Source organism: Streptomyces sp. NPDC001851, from assembly GCF_040297165.1.
In the GTDB taxonomy this organism is placed as follows: domain Bacteria; phylum Actinomycetota; class Actinomycetes; order Streptomycetales; family Streptomycetaceae; genus Streptomyces.
The window spans coordinates 14,035-33,696 of the sequence record NZ_JBEOYR010000008.1; the positions used below are offsets into that span (position 1 = coordinate 14,035).

Annotated in this window: 20 protein-coding genes; 7 read left to right on the forward strand and 13 right to left on the reverse strand. The window is 71.3% G+C overall.

The window, feature by feature from the left end; genetic code table 11:
• Window positions 1-46: 46 nt before the first annotated feature.
• Genes ABT171_RS13295 through modA form a run of 4 tightly spaced genes read right to left on the reverse strand, consistent with a single transcriptional unit; the run spans window position 47 to window position 3,348 of the window.
• Window positions 47-466 carry a TOBE domain-containing protein gene (locus ABT171_RS13295; protein ID WP_351242990.1) on the reverse strand — a complete coding sequence of 140 codons (420 nt, stop codon included), beginning with the start codon at window positions 464-466 and terminating at the stop codon, window positions 47-49.
• Between the two features lie 28 nt (window positions 467-494).
• Window positions 495-1,679: an ABC transporter ATP-binding protein gene (locus ABT171_RS13300; RefSeq protein WP_351242992.1), complete on the reverse strand. Its 1,185-nt coding sequence runs from the start codon at window positions 1,677-1,679 to the stop codon at window positions 495-497.
• Window positions 1,676-2,536: a molybdate ABC transporter permease subunit gene (gene modB / locus ABT171_RS13305; RefSeq protein ID WP_351242994.1), complete on the reverse strand. Its 861-nt coding sequence runs from the start codon at window positions 2,534-2,536 to the stop codon at window positions 1,676-1,678. The genes ABT171_RS13300 and modB overlap by 4 nt, the downstream gene beginning before the upstream one ends.
• Window positions 2,533-3,348, reverse strand: coding sequence for a molybdate ABC transporter substrate-binding protein (gene modA, locus ABT171_RS13310; RefSeq protein ID WP_351242996.1), 816 nt, complete (start codon window positions 3,346-3,348; stop codon window positions 2,533-2,535). The genes modB and modA overlap by 4 nt, the downstream gene beginning before the upstream one ends.
• Window positions 3,349-3,554: 206 nt before the next feature.
• Here modA and ABT171_RS13315 point away from each other — a divergent pair, with 206 nt between their 5' ends.
• Window positions 3,555-4,043, forward strand: coding sequence for a molybdopterin-dependent oxidoreductase (locus ABT171_RS13315; RefSeq protein ID WP_351242998.1), 489 nt, complete (start codon window positions 3,555-3,557; stop codon window positions 4,041-4,043).
• 12 nt (window positions 4,044-4,055) lie between these two features.
• Here the strand turns inward: ABT171_RS13315 and ABT171_RS13320 are convergent, their stop codons facing one another.
• The 4 genes from ABT171_RS13320 to ABT171_RS13335 form a co-directional block, all read right to left on the reverse strand.
• Window positions 4,056-4,451 (reverse strand): TOBE domain-containing protein, encoded by a 396-nt coding sequence (locus ABT171_RS13320; protein ID WP_351243000.1) that lies wholly within the window; start codon window positions 4,449-4,451, stop codon window positions 4,056-4,058.
• Window positions 4,452-4,543: 92 nt separating this feature from the next.
• Window positions 4,544-6,499, reverse strand: coding sequence for an APC family permease (locus ABT171_RS13325; protein WP_351243002.1), 1,956 nt, complete (start codon window positions 6,497-6,499; stop codon window positions 4,544-4,546).
• Window positions 6,500-6,763: 264 nt separating this feature from the next.
• A complete protein-coding gene (locus ABT171_RS13330; protein WP_351243004.1) occupies window positions 6,764-7,321 on the reverse strand; it encodes a hypothetical protein in 558 nt (185 codons plus the stop codon).
• 132 nt (window positions 7,322-7,453) lie between these two features.
• The gene (locus ABT171_RS13335; RefSeq protein WP_351243006.1) at window positions 7,454-7,984 is read right to left on the reverse strand and encodes a universal stress protein; all 531 of its coding nucleotides are present in this window, start codon (window positions 7,982-7,984) and stop codon (window positions 7,454-7,456) included.
• Between the two features lie 394 nt (window positions 7,985-8,378).
• Between ABT171_RS13335 and ABT171_RS13340 the strand changes: the two genes are divergently transcribed.
• From ABT171_RS13340 to ABT171_RS13355, 4 genes are read left to right on the forward strand one after another with little or no spacing between them, the layout of a single operon-like run.
• The gene (locus ABT171_RS13340) at window positions 8,379-9,674 is read left to right on the forward strand and encodes an extracellular solute-binding protein (RefSeq protein ID WP_351243008.1); all 1,296 of its coding nucleotides are present in this window, start codon (window positions 8,379-8,381) and stop codon (window positions 9,672-9,674) included.
• 7 nt (window positions 9,675-9,681) lie between these two features.
• On the forward strand, window positions 9,682-10,674 hold the full coding sequence (locus ABT171_RS13345) for a carbohydrate ABC transporter permease (RefSeq protein ID WP_351243010.1): 993 nt from the start codon (window positions 9,682-9,684) through the stop codon (window positions 10,672-10,674).
• Window positions 10,671-11,501: a carbohydrate ABC transporter permease gene (locus ABT171_RS13350; RefSeq protein ID WP_351243012.1), complete on the forward strand. Its 831-nt coding sequence runs from the start codon at window positions 10,671-10,673 to the stop codon at window positions 11,499-11,501. The genes ABT171_RS13345 and ABT171_RS13350 overlap by 4 nt, the downstream gene beginning before the upstream one ends.
• Before the next feature lie 29 nt (window positions 11,502-11,530).
• Entirely contained in the window at window positions 11,531-12,586 is a 1,056-nt protein-coding gene (locus ABT171_RS13355) for an endo-1,4-beta-xylanase (RefSeq protein WP_351243014.1), read from the forward strand.
• 101 nt (window positions 12,587-12,687) lie between these two features.
• Here ABT171_RS13355 and ABT171_RS13360 read toward each other — a convergent pair whose 3' ends face one another.
• Together ABT171_RS13360 and ABT171_RS13365 are read right to left on the reverse strand one after the other, a co-directional pair.
• Window positions 12,688-12,894 carry a DUF5999 family protein gene (locus ABT171_RS13360; protein WP_351243552.1) on the reverse strand — a complete coding sequence of 69 codons (207 nt, stop codon included), beginning with the start codon at window positions 12,892-12,894 and terminating at the stop codon, window positions 12,688-12,690.
• Between the two features lie 277 nt (window positions 12,895-13,171).
• Window positions 13,172-13,774 carry a hypothetical protein gene (locus tag ABT171_RS13365; protein ID WP_351243016.1) on the reverse strand — a complete coding sequence of 201 codons (603 nt, stop codon included), beginning with the start codon at window positions 13,772-13,774 and terminating at the stop codon, window positions 13,172-13,174.
• 590 nt (window positions 13,775-14,364) lie between these two features.
• On the opposite strand from ABT171_RS13365, the gene ABT171_RS13370 reads away from it, so the two are divergent.
• Together ABT171_RS13370 and ABT171_RS13375 are read left to right on the forward strand one after the other, a co-directional pair.
• Window positions 14,365-15,882, forward strand: coding sequence for a glutamate-cysteine ligase family protein (locus ABT171_RS13370; RefSeq protein WP_351243018.1), 1,518 nt, complete (start codon window positions 14,365-14,367; stop codon window positions 15,880-15,882).
• Window positions 15,883-16,041: 159 nt separating this feature from the next.
• On the forward strand, window positions 16,042-16,842 hold the full coding sequence (locus ABT171_RS13375; protein WP_503075146.1) for a CPBP family intramembrane glutamic endopeptidase: 801 nt from the start codon (window positions 16,042-16,044) through the stop codon (window positions 16,840-16,842).
• A 135-nt stretch (window positions 16,843-16,977) separates the two neighbouring features.
• Here the strand turns inward: ABT171_RS13375 and ABT171_RS13380 are convergent, their stop codons facing one another.
• The 3 genes from ABT171_RS13380 to ABT171_RS13390 all read right to left on the reverse strand — a co-directional run bounded on the left by ABT171_RS13380 (window position 16,978) and on the right by ABT171_RS13390 (window position 19,515).
• A complete protein-coding gene (locus ABT171_RS13380; protein ID WP_351243022.1) occupies window positions 16,978-17,790 on the reverse strand; it encodes a PhzF family phenazine biosynthesis protein in 813 nt (270 codons plus the stop codon).
• Between the two features lie 163 nt (window positions 17,791-17,953).
• A complete protein-coding gene (locus ABT171_RS13385; protein WP_351243554.1) occupies window positions 17,954-19,099 on the reverse strand; it encodes an RNA polymerase sigma factor in 1,146 nt (381 codons plus the stop codon).
• Window positions 19,096-19,515 (reverse strand): YciI family protein, encoded by a 420-nt coding sequence (locus ABT171_RS13390; protein WP_351243024.1) that lies wholly within the window; start codon window positions 19,513-19,515, stop codon window positions 19,096-19,098. The genes ABT171_RS13385 and ABT171_RS13390 overlap by 4 nt, the downstream gene beginning before the upstream one ends.
• Between the last annotated feature and the right edge of the window lie 147 nt (window positions 19,516-19,662).

A 19,662-nucleotide genomic window follows, 5' to 3' on the forward strand; every position in this document is an offset into this window, starting at 1 on the left:
GTGGTTCCCAGGGCCCCGTCCGGTTTCCGGGCGGGGCCTCGCCGTGTCAGGCCCTGGCGAGGGACACCTCGGTCGCCTTGATGAGAGCGACCACGTCGGAGCCCACGAAGAGGCCCAGGTCGGTGGCGGCGTCCTTGGTGATGGCCGCGGTCAGTTCGCCGCCGGGGACGGAGATCCTCACGGAGGCCATCGCGGCGCCGGCGGTGAGCCCGATGACCGCCCCGGGGAGCTGGTTGCGGATCGACAGGCCCTCGACGCGGTGCGTGGCGAGGGAGACCTCGGTCGACTTCACCAGGGCCCGCACGGGTGAGCCGGGGGCGAGGGCGAGGTCCTCGGCGGACTCCTTGGTGATGGCCGCGGTGAGGTCCTGCCCGCCGTCGAGGCGGAGCTTGACGGTGGCCATGGCCTCGCCCGGCTGGATCGCGGTGACCGTGCCGGGGAGTTGGTTGCGGATGCTGAGGGTCATGGGCACTCACGGTAGAGCGCCCGCCTGATCAAGCCGGGTATGCGTGTGTCTGCGTCGCTTTGACCGTCGCCCAGACGGCTGCGCCTGGGTGCAGGTCGAGGTCGGCGGCGGCGAGCGTGGTGAGGTCGGCGGCGAGGGGGAGTTCGCCGCTCAGGTCGGCGCGGATCTGGTCGCCGTGCGTCTCCAGGCCGGCCACCTCGCAGCGCCAGAGGTTACGGGCACTGGCCCCGGTGGGCCGGTCCCGGAACAGGGTGACGGCACTGGGCGGGAAGGCCACGAAGACCGGGCCGGACAGGTCCTCCGTGGTGGTGATCGAGGGCCCCGCGTCGAGCCGTACCGTGTGGCGGTCCGCCCGTCCCCGGTAGAGGTTGAGGCCGACGAGCCGGGCGATGTAGTCGGTGCGCGGATGGCGTGCGATGTCCGCCGGGGTGCCCTCCTGGACGACCCGGCCGTCCTCTATGACGACCAGCCGGTCCGCGAGCACCATGGCGTCCAGCGGGTCGTGGGTGACCAGGACGGCGACCGCTTCGAACTCGGCGAGGTGACGGCGCAGTTGGGCGCGGACCTCCAGGCGGGTGCGGGCGTCGAGGGCGGCGAGCGGTTCGTCCAGGAGCAGCAGCCGGGGGCTGACGGCCAGGGCACGCGCGAGGGCCACGCGCTGGGCCTGGCCGCCGGAGAGACGGCGGGGCTTGGCGCCCGCGTGGTCGGCGAGGCCCATGCGGTCCAGCCACGCCGCGGCCTGTGCGCGGGCCTCGGCCCTGGTCATGCCCTGGCAGCGCGGGCCGAAGGCGACGTTGTCGAGGGCGGACAGGTGGGGGAAGAGCAGGTAGTCCTGGAAGACCACGCCGACCGGGCGGGACTCCGGGGGAGTGCGGTCCAGGTCCGCGCCGTCCAGGCGGAGATGGCCGTCGGTGAGGGGGGTGAGGCCCGCGAGGGCGCGCAGGGCTGTGCTCTTGCCGGCGCCGTTGGGGCCGAGGAGGGCGACGACGTCTCCGGGAACGGCGGTGAGGGTGACGTCCAGGCGGAACGCGGCTCGGTCGACGACGAGGTGGGCGTCCAGTCCGGTGGGCCGGTGCGGGTGCGCGGTGGGGTGCCGGCCTTCGGCCGGCTTCCGGTTCCCGCCGGCACCACCCGTACGGCTCTCGTCGTCGGGTGCGGGTGGCCCCTGCGGGGGCTCGGCGCCGCCGGCGGACGCGGGTCGGATGTGTGTCATGAGGTGGTCGTCCAACGGTCTCTGAGACCGGCCAGCACCGCGATCGACACCGTCAGCAGGACCAGGCTGAGGGAGATGGCGGCGTCGGGGTCGTTCTGCAGGGCCAGGTAGACCGCGAGGGGCATGGTCTGGGTGCGGCCCGGGAAGTTGCCGGCGAAGGTGATCGTCGCCCCGAACTCGCCGAGCGCCCGCGCCCAGGCCAGGACCGCGCCCGCGGCGACCCCGGGAGCGATGAGCGGCAGGGTGACCCGGCGGAACGCGGTGAAGCGGGACGCGCCGAGCGTGGCCGCCGCCTCCTCGAAGCGCGGGTCGGCCGCCCGCAGGGTGCCCTCGACGCTGATGACCAGGAACGGCATCGCGACGAAGGCCTCCGCGATCACGACCCCGGTGGTGGTGAACGGCAGGGTGACCCCGAACCAGGCGTCCAGCCACCTGCCGATGACGCCGTTGCGGCCCAGGGCCAGCAGCAGGGCGACACCGCCGACCACCGGCGGCAGGACCAGGGGCAGGGTCACCAGGGCCCGTACCAGGCCCCGGCCGGGAAACTCCGTACGGGCCAGCAGCCAGGCCAGCGGCACGCCCAGCACGAGGCTCACGGCCGTCGCCGCGGTGGCGCTGACCAGGGACAGCTGGAGTGCCTGCCACACCTCCGTGCTGGTCAGCTGGTCCGGCAGGCTGCGCCAGGGCGCGCGGACCAGCAGCGCGAGCAGCGGCAGCAGCAGGAACGCCAGCGCCAGCACGCCCGGCAGCAGCAGCGGCAACGGCACCCCGCGCCGGCCCCCCGTGCCGACGCGGCGACGCCGCGGCCGGCCCGTGCGGGGGCCGGCCGCGACGCCGGGCTCGTGGAGCGAGGTCACGGCTTGAGGAACCCGGCCGCGCTCAGCACCTTCCGGCCCTCGGCGGACTGCACGAGGGCGATGAACGCCTTGGCTGCCTCGGCGTTCTGCCCGTTCTTCAGCCGGACGATCGGGTAGGCGTTGACGGCCTTGGCGGACTCGGGGAACTCCACGCCCTCCACCTTGCCACCCGCGGCCTTGACATCGGTCTTGTAGACGACCGCGGCGTCGGCCTCCTTCAGCTCCACCTTGTTCAGGGCGCTCTTGACGTCCTGCTCGTAGGAGACCGGGGTGAGCTTGAGCTCGGCGGCGTCCAGGGCCTTCTGCGCGGCGGCGCCGCACGGCACGGTCTTGTCGCACAGGACGACCTTCAGACCGGACCTGGTCAGGTCCTTCAAGGAGGACACCTTGTCCGGGTTGCCCGGCAGGGTGGCGATCTCCAGCTGGTTGCGCACGAAGGTGGCCGGGGTGCCGACCGCGTCCTTCTTGTCCGTCACGATCGCCATGGTCTTGGGGCTGGCGGCGGCGAAGACGTCCGCCGGGGCGCCGCCGGTGATGCTCGCGGCGAGGGTGTCGCTGCCGCCGAAGTTGAAGCTGACCCTGGTGCCCGGGTGCTGCTGCTCGAACTCCTTGCCCAGGGTGGTGAAGCTCTCCTTCAGGGAGGCGGCGGCGAACACGGTGACCGTGCCCGAGAGCTTGGGAGAGGCGGAGCCGGGCTTGGCCGGCTCGGTGGAGGAGTCACTGGAGGAGGAGCAGGCGCTGAGTGCCATCAGGGCGGCTCCCGCACCGGCCAGCTGCAGCACTCGCCGGGTCCGGCGCACGGAACGGGTCATCACGGATCTACTCCTCTGGTTCTGCGGAACAGCTGTCGCGCCCTGCCACGGCCGGTGCCCCCGGCCGTGCGGCGATGATACTGCCGCATCTGCCAGCCGTAAGTCTGCTGTCTCATCGCATGAGCTGCGCACCTGTGACTTGTAGCTTGCATGTGCGTTTGCGCGGTGCGCCGTGGCGGGTACGGTGCTGCGGGAGGTGGTCGCAGATGACGCTCGCGGAACTCGCCCTGAGCGGCGATCTGGCCCGGCCCGCCCGGCTGCGGGTGCCGGACCTGCTGCGCTGGCCGCAGCACCGGGTGGAGGTCAGCTTCGAGTGCGCGACCAGCGGCCTCCAGCACCACCGGTTCGCCGGCCCGCGCCTGTACGACGTCCTCGCCGACGCGGGGCCCGGCTTCGACCCGGCACGGCGCAAGGACCGGCTGCGCTTTCTCATCTCCGTCACCGGCACCGACGGCCACCACGCGGTGCTCTCCTGGGCCGAGATCGACCCGGACTTCGCGGACGCGCCCGTCCTGCTGGGCGTGCGCGTCGACGACACCCCGCTGGATACGGCCGGACCCCAGCTGGTGCTGCCGCAGGACCGGTGCGGGGCCCGGCACATCAGCGGGATCACGGCGATCCGGGTGGACGGCGGTTACCGCTGTGGCGCTCCGGTGCCGGCCGCACCCGGTCATGCGTCGGCGGCAGCTCCCTGAACCGGGACGGTGTCAGACGCGGTCGATGTGCACGTTGGTGGATTTCACGCGGGCGGTGGCCTCCATGCCGACCTCCAGGCCCAGTTCCTCGACGGCCTCCCGGGTCAGCAGGGACACCAGCCGATGCGGACCGGCCTGGATCTCCACCTGGGCGGCGACGTCACCGAGCTTGATCGCCGTGACGATACCGGGGAAGGCGTTGCGCACGGAGGTGGAGGAGGTGCCCTCCTCGCCGCCGCCCGCCTTGGCCAGTTCAACCGAGAACGCGGCCAGGTCCCTGCCGTCGATGAGCCGCCGCCCGGCCTCGTCACGATGGGTTGCCACCCGGCCCGCGTCGGCCCAGCGGCGGGCGGTGTCCGGGCTCACGCCGAGCAACCGTGCCGCCTGGCCGATCGTGTAGGACTGCATGCCGGTCACGATAGGGCCACCGGCTGGGAACCGTGGACGCGGGTCGGCCGTTGGATACAACGCGATACGGCCCTGTCGGTATGCGCCCGGTCTCACCCGGTGTGTACCCGCGGCCGGCGTACGCGGTCCGGTTCCGCCTCGCGCAGCACCTCGCGGGTGACCGGGGCGACCTCGCCCTGGCCGAAGAGGAAGAAGCGCAGGAAGTTGGCGAACGGGTTGCCCTCGGTCCACTCGAAGTAGATGTGCGGGGTGCAGCCCGTGCTGTCCCGGACGTGGAGCAGCAGCGCGGCCAGGGCGTTGGGAATGGACGCGGACTCCAGCGTGAGGACGCGGTAGCGGCCGTGCAGCACCTCGCCGCGCACGGTCAGGCCCGCCTCGAATTCGGAGGGGTCGGTGACCGTGACCTCCACGAAGACGAAGTCCTCCTGCTCGGGCATGTCGTTGTCGGCGCGGATCTGCTCGATCTTGTCGCGGTACTCGGCCTTGTCCCGGTGGCCGGGCTCGTTGGCGATGAACCGCATCTTGCGGCTGGCCATGTCCCGGATGAATCGTTCCGCCAGCGGGTCGAGCGTCACGCTGGTCACGCGGAGCTCGAAGGCGCGGGCGAGCCGGGACGCCAGCGAGACCAGGATGATGGCGGCGATGAAGCAGGCACCGATCTTCACACCGTCAGGGCGCTCGATGACGTTCACCACGGTCGTGTAGAGGAACACCGCCGCGATCACGCCGAACCCGATGGTCCAGTTGCGCTGTGCCGCCTTGTGCGCGGCGATGGTCACCGCGATCGCGGCCGAGCTGATCAGCACCAGCACACCGGTGGCGTAGGCGCCGCCCTGCTTGTCGACGTTGGCGTCGAAGATCCAGGTCACCAGGAACGCGACCAGGGTGAAGACGATCACCATCGGACGTACCGCGCGCGCCCAGTGCGGGGCCATGCCGTAGCGGGGCAGATAGCGCGGCATGAGGTTGAGCAGGCCTGCCATGGCGGAGGCGCCGGCGAACCACAGGATGGCGATGGTCGAGACGTCGTAGACCGTGCCGAAGGCGCCGCCGAGGTACTCGTGCGCGAGGTAGGCGAGGGCGCGGCCGTTGGCCGGGCCGCCCGTCTTGAAGTCCTTCTCCGGGATCAGCAGCGTGGTGATGAAGCTGGTGGCGATCAGGAAGCAGCTCATGATGAGCGCCGCGGTCGTGAGCAGCTTCTTGGTGTCCCGGATCCGGCCGGTCGGCTTGGCCTCGGTGTCGCCGGCGTCGCCCTGGACGTGCGGCATGACGGCGACACCGGTCTCGAAGCCGGACAGGCCGAGGGCGAGTTTCGGGAACACGATCAGTGCCACGCCGACCATGACGAACACATTGCCGTGCTCCGCCGTCAGGGCGGTGGCCCAGTCGGTGACCACGTGCCCGGCGGTGAGGACGTGCCACAGGCCCACGATCACGACGACCACGTTCAGCGCGAGGTAGACGCCGACCAGGGCGACCGCCACACCGATCGCCTCCAGGAAGCCCTTCAGGAACACCGCGCCGAGCAGCGCCACCAGGAACAGGGTGATCACCATCTGGTGGCCGTGCAGGGCGCTGGTCAGATGAGGGTTCTCCACCAGGTGGGTGGAGGCGTCGGCGGCCGACAGGGTGATGGTGATGAGGAAGTCCGTGGCCGCGAAGCCCAGCAGGGTGAGCACGAACAGCTTGCCCTGCCAGAACGACAGCAGCCGCTCCAGCATCGCGATGGAGCCCTCGCCGTGCGGGCTCTCCTCGGCCACCCGGCGGTAGACCGGCAGGGCGCCGGCCAGGGTGACGATGACCAGCACGATGGTCGCGACCGGCGACAGCAGCCCGGCCGCGAGGGCCGCGATGCCCGGCTGGTAGCCGAGGGTCGAGAAGTAGTCGACACCGGTCAGGCACATCACACGCCACCAGCGCTGCCCCTTGTGCGGAGGCTCCGGTTCGGCGTGGGGCCCGGTGTGGCCGCCGTGCTTGCCCATGTCGGACAGCCCCTCCAGCATCCAGTTGCGCAAGCGACTGGGAGCGGGGTGTTCGGTCGTGGCCATCGGCGTGCTCCTGTGTGCGGCTCAGCTCTTTCCGGCCATCACGCGGACGGCGGCACCAGCGTAAGCAGAGAGTGACGCCTGGGCCCATGGATCAAGGGCCCATGAGGCGTCAATCTTGCGTTAAGAATGGCGTGAGAGCAGCAGAGCCGCATCAAGAAGGCGAGGCCGGAAGCGGTCGCGGGGAGCACGGCCAACCGGGGTAGCGGACCGTACCGCGGAGCTGGGACGGCCACCGAGTGTCATGGCCCGGGCCGGCGCACCACCTCACTCCAGGCCGGAGGCGCGGAACACGCCGAGGGCCGTCTCGCGGTCGATGCGGCGGGCGAGGCGGTGCAGGGCGGTCGTGCCGCACAGCAGGGTGCCCGCCGCCTCGGACACCCGGGCGCCCTCGTCGAGCAGGTACCACAGACCGGGATTGCGGATCAGCACCTCGGGGTCGATCTCGACCCGGTTGCCGAGGGCGTCGCGCAGGACCAGCCGCTGGGACACGCCGTCCAGCGGGCGCACCGCGATCAGCAGATCCGTGCGGACCCGGCGGGTGCGCAGCAGACGGCGGGTGGCCAGCCAGCCCGTACCGGCCGAGACCCGTACCGGGAACAGGACGAGGAGCAACAGCAGCGCGACGGCCAGCCACAGGGCACCGCGCCACCAGGTGAGGGAGCCGGCCGCCCAGTCGACGAACAGCAGCAGGCCGAGCAGGACACCGGCGCAGTGGAGCGACGCCCGCACGTCCCCCTCCCAGTCACGGTCGTCCACCACGCCGCCGGTGCCGGTCCGGTACCGGCCCGTGAGCCGGGGATGCGTGCCGTTGCGGTGCCTCATGTCTGAGACGGTAGACAGGGCCGGCCCCGGTGGAGCGGGGCCGTGGCGCACCTTGACGGTGTCCTGATGGCCGTCGGGTCCTTTTTGACGCGACGCAGGCGCGCGCCGTCCCGCGCGTCCACGGCGGCGCCGTCACAGGCCCCGGATGTCCATGCGCAGATGCCAGGTGTTGCGCCGGTGGACGGCGAGCAACTCCGATTCCAGCGGGGACGGGGGCACCGCCAGCACCGGGCAGACGGCGTGCGCCAGGCAGTGCCGGGAGACCCGGCCCGAGAAGGCGCGCTGCAGGCCGCGTCGACCGGCGCCCACGACCAGGACGTCGTCCTCCCGGTTCGCGGTCGCCACCAGTGCCGGTCCCGGGGCGCCACGGACGATGACGGCGTGCATCGGCACACCCGGTGACTCCCCGCCGAAGATCTCTTCGAGTACGGAGACCAGCCGCTGCCTGGCCAGCCGCTGCCAGTCCTCGACCAGCAGACCGGCGGCGGGGGAGCGGCGCGCGGCGGGGTCACCGCCCGGCGGTTCCCAGGCCAGTACCGGCCACAGTTCGGCTCCCAGACGGCGGGCCAGCGCGGTGGCCCGCCGCAGGGCCGTGACGCTGCCCAGGGACCCGCTCACACCGACCACCACCCGAGCGGTCGCCGAGGTGTCGTAACCGGACATCACCTCACCGTTCCTCGCGGGCGACGCCGGGGTCTCTCGCGCGGACGTGCCCGCCCTGCAAGGCCGTTGCTTCCTTCCATCCCACTCCCGTACCGGCGGTTCGACCAGCCGGGCCGACGGTGTTGTCCCGGGCGGCGCCATCTTCGAAACGTTCGGTGACCGCCTTGCCGTCCGCCGAGGGCCGGACCGCGTGACGCATCAGAGACCTCCTGCGCGACACCTTGACGCTCCCCACGCGCCTTCCTAGAGTCGCCGTTCGGAACGTTCGAGATTTTTCTCGAATGTTTCGGACCACCGGCACCGCGGTGCTCGTTCCGCGGGCGTTCGGTGGCCCTGCTTCTCTCAGTCGGGACCCTCTCCACGGGCCATTCCGAAAGTTTCGAAGGAGCGCAAGATGGGCGACCCTGCACTGTCCCGCCGCGGCTTCCTGGCGGCCTCCGTCGCCGCCGGGCTCGGTGTGACCGCACTCAGCGGCTGCGGCGGCGACTCGGACGGGGGGTCGTCCTCGGGGACGACCACGGTCGAATGGTGGAACATCTCGACCACGGAGCCCACCAAGACCGTGTGGGCGGCCCTGGCCAAGAAGTTCGAGGCCCAGAACCCGAAGGTCAAGATCAAGATCGTCCAGCTGGAGAACGACGCCTACAAGTCGAAGATGACCGCCCTGACCGCCTCCGGGAAGCTGCCGGACATCTTCCACACCTGGGGCGGCGGTGTCCTCAAGCAACAGGTGGACGCCGGGCTGGTCGAGGATCTCACCGACCGCACCAAGCCCTGGTCCGACGGGCTGCTGTCGGTGGCCAAGCAGCCGTTCCTGCTCGACCGGAAGCTCTACGGCGTCCCCTTCGACATCGGCATGGTCGGCTTCTGGTACAACAAGGCGCTCTTCACGAGGGCCGGCATCAGCGCGCCCCCGACGACCTGGGGCGCCTTCCTGGACGCCGTGAAGAAACTCAGGTCCGCCGGGATCACCCCGCTCGCGCTGGCCGGCAAGGAGAGCTGGACCGGCATGTACTACTGGGCGTACCTCGCGATGCGCGTCGCGGGCGCCGACGCCCTCCAGAAGGCCAACGAGAAGAAGGACTTCAGCGACCCCGGATTCGTCCAGGCCGGACAGCACCTGAAGGACCTTGTCGCCCTCCAGCCCTTCCAGAGAGGCTTCCTCGGCGCCGCGTACTCCTCGCCCACCGGGCAGGCCGCGGCCGTCGGCAACGGCAAGGCCGCCATGGAACTCATGGGCCAGTGGGCGCCGGTCGTGGAGGCGGACGCCGGCAAGGGACTCGGCGCGCATCTGGGCTTCTTCCCGTTCCCCGAGGTCGAGGGCGGCGCCGGGAAGATCACCGAGGTGTTCGGCGGAGGCGGCGCCCACGCCCTGCGCAAGGGCGCTCCACAGGCGGCCGTGGACTTCCTGGAGTTCTTCGCCTCCGAGACCACCGACAAGGAGCTGGTGAAGCGGACCGGTGTGCTGCCCGTCGTGCCGGCGGCCGAGAGCGTCCTCACCGACCCCAACATCAAGGCCGTCCAAGCCCAGTTGAAGGGCGCCACCGGCTTCCAGCTCTACCTCGACCAGGCCTACGCCCCCGCCCTCGGCCAGCAGGTCAACGACAGCGTGGCCGGGCTGATCGCCGGATCCAAGTCCCCGCAGCAGGTCGCGGAGTCGATCAGCAAGACCGCGAAGGAAGAGCAGTAGGCCCGCGATGACCTCCACCTTCCTCCCGGACAAGCAGCCCGGCACCCTCCTGCATGTCCCCGCGGCCGGCGCGGCCCGGCAGCGCTCGCGCAGGCGCGCGCTGCACTGGCTCACCGCCGTCGGCCTCCAGCTGCCCGCCCTCGCGCTCTTCGGCGTCCTGGTCCTGCTGCCGATCCTGTTCGCGCTGTACGCCTCCTTCTTCCGCTGGGGCGGCTTCGGGATGCCGTCCGACTACACCGGGACCGACAACTTCAGCCGCCTGCTGCAGGATCCCGTGTTCCTCGGCGACCTGTGGCGCATGCTGCTGCTGGTCGTGCTGTCGCTGGTGCTGCAGCTGCCGTTCGCGCTCGCCATGGCCGTCCTGCTCAACCAGAAGGTGCGCGGCCGGGCGGTGTACCGGATGCTGTTCTTCGCGCCGTACGTGCTCTCCGAGGCCATCACCGGCGTCCTGTTCAGCATGATCTTCGCCCCGGACGCCGGCCTCGCCGACCACGTCCTCGGCGCCGTCGGGCTCGACGGGCTCGGCGGCCAGTGGTTCTCCGGCACCTCGACCGTGCTGGCCACGCTCTTCCTCGTCATGATGTGGAAGTACTTCGGCTTCCACATGATGCTCTACCTGGCCGGACTCCAGGCCCTCCCGGCCGAGTTGACCGAGGCGGCGATCGTCGACGGCGCGAACCCCTGGCAGCGCTTCCGGCACGTCACGCTGCCGCTGCTCGCGCCCACGCTGCGGATCAGCGTCTTCCTGTCGGTGATCGGGTCGATCCAGCTGTTCGACCTGGTGTGGGTGGTCACCGCGGGCGGGCCCGACCACCACTCCGAGACGATGGCCGTGACCATGTTCCAGTACGGCTTCAAGCGCTACCAGGTCGGTTACGCCAGCGCGATCAGCGTGGTCATGTTCGCCATCAGCCTCGTCTTCGCCCTCGCCTACCAGCGGTTCGTCCTGCGCCGCGACCTGGAAGGGGCCGCCACGACCATGAGGGGAGCCGGAGCATGAGGGTCCGCCGCAGGGGCCGCACCCTGCCGCTGCACGTCGTCCTGGTGGCGGTCGGCGCCGTCATGGCCGTACCGCTGCTGTACGCGCTGCTCTCCGGCTTCAAGTCCACCGACCAGCTCTCCCGCAACCCGGTCGGGCTGCCCAGGCCGTGGGTCTTCTCCAACTACGGCGGCATCCTCGGCTCCGGATCCTTCTGGCGGCTGGTCGGCAACAGCACGCTGATCGCGGTCGGTACGACGGTGATCGTCGTCGCGGTCTCGGCGCTCGCGGCGTTCTCCTTCGCGCGGTTCGCCTTCCGGGGCCGTGAAGTGCTGTTCACCCTGTTCACGATGGGGCTGATGTTCCCCTTCGCGGTCGCGGCGCTCCCGCTGTTCCTGCTGCTGCGTTCGATGGGCCTGCTGGACAACCCGCTCGGTGTGATCCTTCCGCAGTCCGCGTTCGGTCTGCCGATGACGATCATCATCCTGCGCGGCTTCTTCCGGCAGATCCCGGGCGAACTGGAGGAGGCGGCCACGCTCGACGGCTGCGGACCACTGGGCTTCTTCTGGCGGGTGCTGCTGCCGATGGCCCGGCCGGCGCTCGGCACGGTCTCCGTCCTCGCCGTCGTCACCAGCTGGAACAACTTCTTCCTGCCGCTGCTGGTGTTCACCGACAGCACCTGGTGGACCATCCCGATCGGGGTGCAGCAGTTCCAGGGCCAGTACTCCGCCGACACGGCACGGGTCTTCGCCTACCTCGTCCTCGCCATGGTCCCCGCCCTCGCCTTCTACTCGGTCGCCGAACGCCAGCTCGTCGGCGGCCTCACCGCGGGCGCCACCAAGGGCTGAACCCCCCTTTCAGAGACAGGAGTCGCACCATGCCCAGCAAGAGCACGCGCCTCAGACTCGCCGGCGCCCTCACGGCCGCCCTGGTGGCCGCCGGACTCGCCGCCCCCGCCGCCCAGGCCGCCCCCGCTCACGCACGGCAGCCCACCCTCGCGGACCTGGCCCAACGCCACGGCCGCTACTTCGGCAGCGCCACCGACAACCCCGAACTCACCGACACCGCCTACACGAAGATCCTCGGCAGCGAGTTCGACATGATCACGCCCGGCAACGGCATGAAGTGGTACGCCACCGAGCCGCAGCAGGGCGTCTTCGACTGGACCAACGGCGACCAGATCGTGAACCTGGCCCGGAAGAACCACCAGAAGGTCCGCGCCCACACCCTGGTCTGGCACAGCCAGCTGCCCGGCTGGCTCACCTCCAGGCAGTGGACCGCGAGCGAGCTGCGGGCCGTGCTGAAGAAGCACATCACCACGGAGGTACGGCACTACCGGGGCAAGGTGTACTCCTGGGACGTCGTCAACGAGGCCTTCAACGAGGACGGCAGCTACCGCGAGAGCCTCTGGTACAAGACCCTCGGCCCCGGCTACATCGCCGACGCGCTGCGCTGGGCCCACCAGGCCGACCCGCACGCGAAGCTCTACCTGAACGACTACAACATCGAGGCGGTCGGCCCGAAGAGCGACGCCTACTACGCGCTCGTCCAGGACCTCAGGGCCCAGGGCGTCCCGCTCGACGGCATCGGATTCCAGACCCATCTGGCCCTTCAGTACGGCTATCCCACCACCCTGGAGGACAACCTCCGCCGCTTCTCCCGGCTGGGACTGGACACCGCCCTCACCGAGGTCGACGTACGGATGCAGCTGCCCGCGACCGAGGAGAAGCTGGCCGAGCAGGCCAACTGGTACCGGGACCTGACCAAGGCCTGCCTGGCCGTTCGCCGCTGCGTGGGTGAGACCATCTGGGACTACACGGACAAGTACTCGTGGATCCCGGCCGTCTTCCCCGGGGAGGGCGCGGCCCTGCCGTGGGACGAGCGACTCGGCCCCAAACCGGCGTACCAGGCGCTGCGGGAGGCGCTGCGGTAGCGCCCGGTCACGGCCTGTGGCCACCTCCGGACACACGTCGGGGCCGGTGCGCACGGGATGTGTGCGGCCGGCCCCTCAGGTGGCTCTCGCTCCCGCTCCGCTCAGGCAGCGGTCATCACCTGCTCCGCACCGAGCGGACGGTGCGGAGCGATGATCCTGCCGTCGGGCAGCAGCTCGCCGGTGTCCTCGAAGAGCAGGACGCCGTTGCACAGCAGACTCCATCCCTGCTCCGGGTGGTGCGCCAGGAGACGGGCGGACTCCCGGTCGGCGGACTCGGCTGGTGGACACGGCGGCTGGTGCTGGCACATGGGTGGGATCTCTCGCTCTGTCGTGGTCATGGCCGTCCCCCCGTGGTGATTGGTCGGTCGGAACCCAGTGTTGCCCTCTGGGCGGCATTCCGCAGGGATTTCGCAGCACCGCTTCTCACAGGTTCATGACGCGTCACCCGGCCGGACGGTTCAGTCGAAGTGCACTGTCACTTCGGGTGGTTCGCAGTGGCCGGATAGGGCTAGTCCATGCAGACCAGACCCGCTGACATGGCCGTACCCCGCTTCCCTTCCGGGCTGCGGGGTACACGGGCGGGCGTCAGGCGGCGGGCGAGTCGAGCACGGGCGGCCCGAGCAGGGGAAGGGGAGTCGCGCGATGAGTCAGCACCGGCAGCAACTCGGTGACGCGGAACAGCCGGTGCGCCGGTATGCCGGGCGGGGCCGGCGCCAGCGGGACGAGCAGATCGGTGCCCACCGGGTGCCCCTCGGCTCCGTCGGCGGTGACGTCGCCGTGCAGCCACAGGGTGAGCATGTACAGGCCCGGAACGGACAACAGCCGTGCCTGGTACGACTGTTGCAGCGCCTCGGCCTGGTGCAGGGCGAGCTCGGTGGAGGCGACGTACGGGCCTTCGAAGAAGTGCGAGAAGGCCCAGCCGTCGGGGGTGAGCATGGTCTCCGCCGCGGCCACCGCCCGGTCGCCGCAGCGGATCAGGAAGCGCCAGCCGGCCAGCCGGGTCGCGGACAGACCCTGGGCGGTGATCCGGTCCAGCACATGCACCGGCAGCGGGAGTTCGGGTGTCGTCGGGCCCTGCGCGGCGCGCAGGGAGGGAGTGCGGGCCTCACGGACCGCGGTGGGAGAACTCAGGGCGGTCAGGACGGAACGCAGGGCAGGCGCGGGGGCGGGGGACACGTGCAGCGGCATGTGGGTCGCCTCTCTCGTACGACAGGCGCGACGGCGCGAGGAGGAGGGTGGGGCGGGTGGGGCGGGTGGGGCGGACGGCGCTGTCTGCTCACGCAAGGCGGGGAAGGGATGAGGCCCGGGTCGGTGAACAAGGGTGCGGCTCGGCCTGCCGCCCGTCGGGGGACGGCCTGAAACACGGCAGGAACCAGGACCGAGGGCGTCACCCTTCTGCCTTGTGGGCGAAGTTTATACGACGCGTGTTCGGCCGTTGTTTCATCTATCCCGCTTCGGGAAGCCCCGCAAGGCGGTAATGCGCCGCGGATTTGCGGAACTCCTCCCGATTTCCCGCGCACCGCCCGTCGCTGACCTCGTCATACGCGGCGGTAACGGTCGGCCGAATGTCATCGGCGTTTTTCACGAGGCGTTGCGGGCACCCGAGAGTGGACGCTGCAGCATGCCGCGTGAATGTGCCGCGGGGAACATTCCGAAAGCGTAGCGGGCGATGGGCCCGCGCGGGACGTTATCGATCGCTTCCGCTGGGCATCATCCCCCCTGACCCGGGAGCCCGGCGGCCGGATCGCCGGCCCGCCCATCCGAGGAGGGACACTTCGATGGGGGAGAAGGTCGTGGCAGGGCAGTTCGACCTGTCCGATCGCCAGCGCTACCGCGAAAAGCTCCAGAAGTGCCTGACGGGACTGGAGCGACTGCTGCGCGAGAAGCGATTCGACCGTCCCAAGAACCTCATGGGAGTGGAGATCGAATTGAATCTCGCCGGGCCCGACGGTATGCCGAAAATGCTGAACGGGCAGGTGCTTGAGCGTATCGCGAGCCGCGATTTCCAAACAGAACTCGCCATGTTCAACCTGGAAGTCAACATCGCCCCACACCGCTTGGGCGGCCGGGTATTCGACCGGCTCGCCGAGGAACTGCGCACCTCGCTCGCCTACGCCGACCGCAAGGCCGGCGAGGTGGACGCCGGCATCGTCATGATCGGCATCCTGCCCACCCTCGACCGCGACGACCTGGTCTCCTCCAACCTCTCCGAGGTCGACCGCTACACCCTGCTCAACGAGCAGATCGTGGCGGCGCGCGGCGAGGACTTCCGGCTCGACATCGAGGGCGTGGAACACCTCGTCTGCACGTCCAGGTCGATCGTCCCCGAGGCCGCCTGCACCTCCCTGCAGCTGCACCTGCAGGTCACCCCCGCCCGGTTCGCGGACGTGTGGAACGCGGCGCAGGCGGCGAGCGCCGCCCAGATCGCCGTCGGCGCCAACTCACCGTTCCTGTTCGGTCACGAGCTGTGGCGCGAGTCCCGCCCCCCGCTGTTCCTGCAGTCCACCGACACCCGCCCGCCCGAACTCCAGGCGCAGGGCGTACGGCCGCGCACCTGGTTCGGTGAGCGCTGGATCAGCTCCGCGTACGACCTCTTCGAGGAGAACCTGCGCTTCTTCCCCGCCCTGCTGCCGATCTGCGACGACGAGGAGCCGCTGGAGGTCGTCGAGGCGGGCGGCACACCGCGACTCGCCGAACTCGTCCTGCACAACGGCACGATCTACCGCTGGAACCGGCCGGTGTACGGCATCGCCGACGGCGTCCCGCACCTCCGCGTGGAGAACCGGGTGCTGCCGGCCGGGCCGACGATCACCGACGTGATCGCCAACGCGGCCTTCTACTACGGTCTGGTACGCGCCCTGGCCGAGGACTCCCGCCCGGTGTGGACCCGGTTGCCCTTCGCGGCGGCCGAAGCCAACTTCGACGCGGCGTGCCGGTACGGCATCGACGCGCGGTTCGTATGGCCCAGGCGGGGACGCTACGGCGGCACGGGCGAGGTCGACGCGGTCACCCTGGTCCGCGACGAGCTGCTGCCGCTGGCCTCGGCCGGGCTGGACGCGTGGGGCGTGGAAGCGGCCGACCGCGATCTCTACCTGGGCGTCATCGAGGAGCGCTGCCGGCGCCGGGTGAACGGGGCGTCCTGGCAGGCCGCCACGTTCCACCGGGCACTGGAGCAGGGACTGACCCGCGAGGCGGCGCTGGCCGCTACGACGCGGAGGTACGCCGAGCTGATGCATGTGGGGGAGCCGGTGCATACATGGCCGGTGGGGTTGCGGGAGGCGGTGGCCTTGGGGTGACGGCTGCTGATGGGTGGTGAGTGGCTGAGCGCCGTCGCCGAGAGCGGTCCTCGCGGGTGCCGCCCGTGTGCGGCCCGTACTCTCTCCTCACATCTCCTTCTGCGATCCTTGCCGGGCAGAGGTGGGCCACGCGGCCCATGAGCCGGCTTGGAGGCAGGGGTGCAGGTGGAGGCTGACTCGGTGGCTGTCCCGGGGGAGCGGGAGCGCGACCCGCGGCGGGTCCTGCGGGACGAGACGCTGCTCGTCCTCGGGCTCTCGCTGGGAGCGAGCGGGGTCTCCGCGCTGATCAGCTTCATCGGCTCGGTCACCAAGCCGGGCGGCCTGAAGGACCAGGCGGCCACCCTCAACGCCTCGGCCGCGCCCGGCCGCCCGTGGCTCGACCTCGCCTGGCAGCTGTTCGGCATCGCCACCGCGCTGGTCCCCGTCGCCCTGGTCGCCCACCTGCTGATGCGCGAGGGCGGCAGCCTGCGCACCCTCGGCTTCGACCGCACCCGCCGCTGGCCCGACCTGGCACGCGGCGCGGGCATCGCGGCCGTGATCGGCAGCACCGGCATCGCCTTCTACCTGGCCGCCCGCGGCCTCGGTTTCAACCTCACGGTCGTCCCCGAGGCGCTGCCGGACGTGTGGTGGAAGTACCCGGTGCTGATCCTGTCCGCCCTGCAGAACGCGATCCTCGAAGAGGTGATCGTCGTCGGCTATCTGCTGCGCAGGCTGGGCCAGTTGGGCTGGACCCCCGGGACCGCGCTGGTCGCCAGCGCGGTGCTGCGCGGCTCGTACCACCTCTACCAGGGCATCGGCGGCTTCCTCGGCAACATGGTCATGGGCGTGGTGTTCGTGTACCTGTACCGCCGCTGGGGGAGGGTCGGCCCGCTGGTCGTCGCGCACTCCCTGCTCGACATCGGCGCGTTCGTCGGCTACGCCCTCCTCGCGGGCAAGGTCGGCTGGCTGCCGACGGCCTGAGGACCGAGCGAGCCGGTGGCGCGGGCAGGCTTCTCTCCCGGTCTGCGGTGCGGGCGGCCCGGGCAACGTCTACCGCCCCGCGGCGCCGGCGGCCTCCCTCCCGCGAACTCCGCCGGCCGGCGGCGCCGCGTGCGCTCAGGCGTGCAGCTCGCCCTCGATGACCGTGACCGCGCGGCCGGTGAGCAGGGTGCGGTCGCCGCGCAGGCCGGTGCGGACCAGGCCGGTACGGCGCGAGGCCTGCAGCCCGGTGAGGTCCTCCCGGCCGAGGCGCGCCGACCAGTGCGGGGCGAGCGCGGTGTGGGCGCTGCCGGTGATCGGGTCCTCGTCGATGCCGACGTTCGGGAAGAAGCAGCGGGAGACGAAGTCGTAGCCGCGGGAGGCGTCGTCGGCCCGGGCGGTCGCGATGATGCCGCGCGAGGAGTACGCGCCGAGGGCCTTGTGGTCCGGTGCGAGGCCGAGGACCGTCTTCTCGTCGGCCAGCTCCACCAGCAGGTCGCCGACGTTCGGACCGGTGTCGAAGGCCGCGACCGGCTGCGCGCCGAGCGCCTCGGCGGCCCCGGCCGGGACCTCGGCCGGGGTGAGCGGGGCCGTCGGGAAATCGAGTGTGATCGAGCCGTCCCCGGTGGGCGTGGCGCTGAGCACGCCGCTGCGGGTGGCGAACCGCACCGGGCCCGGGTGGGCGCCGGTGGCGTGCAGGACATGGGCCGTGGCGAGCGTGGCGTGCCCGCACATCGCCACCTCGGCGACGGGCGTGAACCAGCGCAGTGCCCAGTCCGCCTCGCCGCCCCCGGGCAGCCGGTGGGCGAACGCCGTCTCGGCGTGGTTGACCTCCATGGCGACGTTCTGGAGCCAGTCGTCGTCCGGGAAGACGTCGTCCAGGAGCAGAACTCCGGCCGGGTTGCCGGCGAAGGGGCGGTCGGTGAAGGCGTCCACGATTCGAATGCGCATGGCGCCGACGCTAGCGACTGCGCCGGGCGCCGGCCCAAGGCCAATTCACGAGTCCTGGCACGTTTCCTTCCCGCACACCGGCGGCACCCACCCGCGCCACGGGGCGAGTCGGGCGAGGAAACCGGCGGGCTCTCTCGCGGGCGACCGCTCCGGCCACGGCGTGTCAGCGACGGCGGCGGGCGTTGAGCCGGGCGGCCTGGCGTGTCAGGTGGTCGCGCTCGGCGAGGTTGGGTGCCTGGAGAGCGGCCTCGGCGTACAGCCGTGCCGCCGTCGCCAGGTCGCCGTCGCGCTCGTGGAGGTACGCCGCCACCGCGGCGTGGCGGGGCAGGGAGTCGTCCAGCGCCGCGAGTGCCGCCAGGCCGGCGCGGGGTCCGTCGGCCTCGCCGACCGCCACCGCGCGGTTGAGCCGGACGACGGGGTTGTCGGTCAGGCGCGTGAGCTCGTCGTACCACTCGACGATCTGCACCCAGTCGGTCTCCTCGGCGGTGGGCGCGTCGGCGTGGAGGGCCGCGATGGCGGCCTGGGCCTGGAACTCGCCCAGCCGGTCGTGCGCGAGGGCCGCCTGGAGGATCGCGACGCCCTCGGCGATCGAGCCGGTGTCCCACCGGCCGCGGTCCTGCTCGGCGAGCGGTACCAGGCTGCCGTCGGGCGCCGTCCGGGCGGTGCGCCGGGCGTGGTGGAGCAGCATGAGGGCGAGCAGCCCCGCCGCCTCGGGGTGGTCGACCCGGGCCGCGAGCTGCCGGGTGAGCCGGATGGCCTCGGTGGCGAGGTCGACGTCGCCGGAGTAGCCCTCGTTGAAGACCAGGTAGAGGACACGCAGCACGGTGGCGACGTCGCCGGGCTGGTCGAACCGCACGCCGGAGACCGTGCGCTTGGCCCGGCTGATGCGCTGCGCCATGGTTGCCTCGGGTACGAGGTAGGCCTGGGCGATCTGGCGGGTGGTCAGCCCGCCGACGGCGCGCAGCGTGAGCGCGACCGCGGACGACGGCGTGAGCGACGGGTGGGCGCACAGGAAGTAGAGCTGGAGCGTGTCGTCCACCGCGGGCGTGGGCCCGTGCGTCGGCTCCTCGTCGACGAGGTCCTCACGCCGACGGCGGGCGGCATCCGCCCGCCTCGCGTCGAGGAACCGGCGCCAGGCCACGGTGACCAGCCAGCCCTTCGGGTCCCGCGGCGGGTCGTCCGGCCAGACGCGGATCGCCTCGACCAGCGCGTCCTGCAGGGCGTCCTCGGCCGCCGCGAAGTCGGCTCCGCGGCGGACGAGGATGGCGAGCACGCTCGGCGTGAGGCTCCTGAGCAGGACCTCGTTCACAGATGAGGGCACTCCGTGACGGTGGGCGGCGCGGCCAGGAACGGGCGCACCTCCAGCCACTCGTGGATCGGCTTCCCGCCCGCTCCAGGGGCGGCCGACAGTTCCCCGGCCAGTTCGACGGCGCGCTCGTAGCTGTCGACGTCGATCACCATCCAGCCGGCGATGAGGTCCTTGGTCTCGGCGAACGGGCCGTCGGTGACCGGTGGACGCCCCTCACCGTCGTACCGGACCCACGCCCCCTCGGGGGCGAGCGCCTGACCGCCGACGAACTCGCCGGTCTTTTCGAGCCGGGCCGCGAAGTCGTCCATGTACTGCACGTGCGCCGAGATCTCCTCCGGCGTCCACTGGTCCATCGGCACGTCGTTGACCGGAGCCGGGGCGCCGCGGTAGTGCTTGAGCAGCAGGTACTTGGCCATCGTTGTTCTCCTCGCTGGTGCAACCATTGTGGTCGCGTTCACTGCGGGGACGGAGCCAGTCACAGGTTCTCGACATCGCCATCCGACTTTTTTTGCCGTGCCGGCGGTCAGGCCGGGTATCTGCTCGACCAAGGTTCGCCGTGCGCA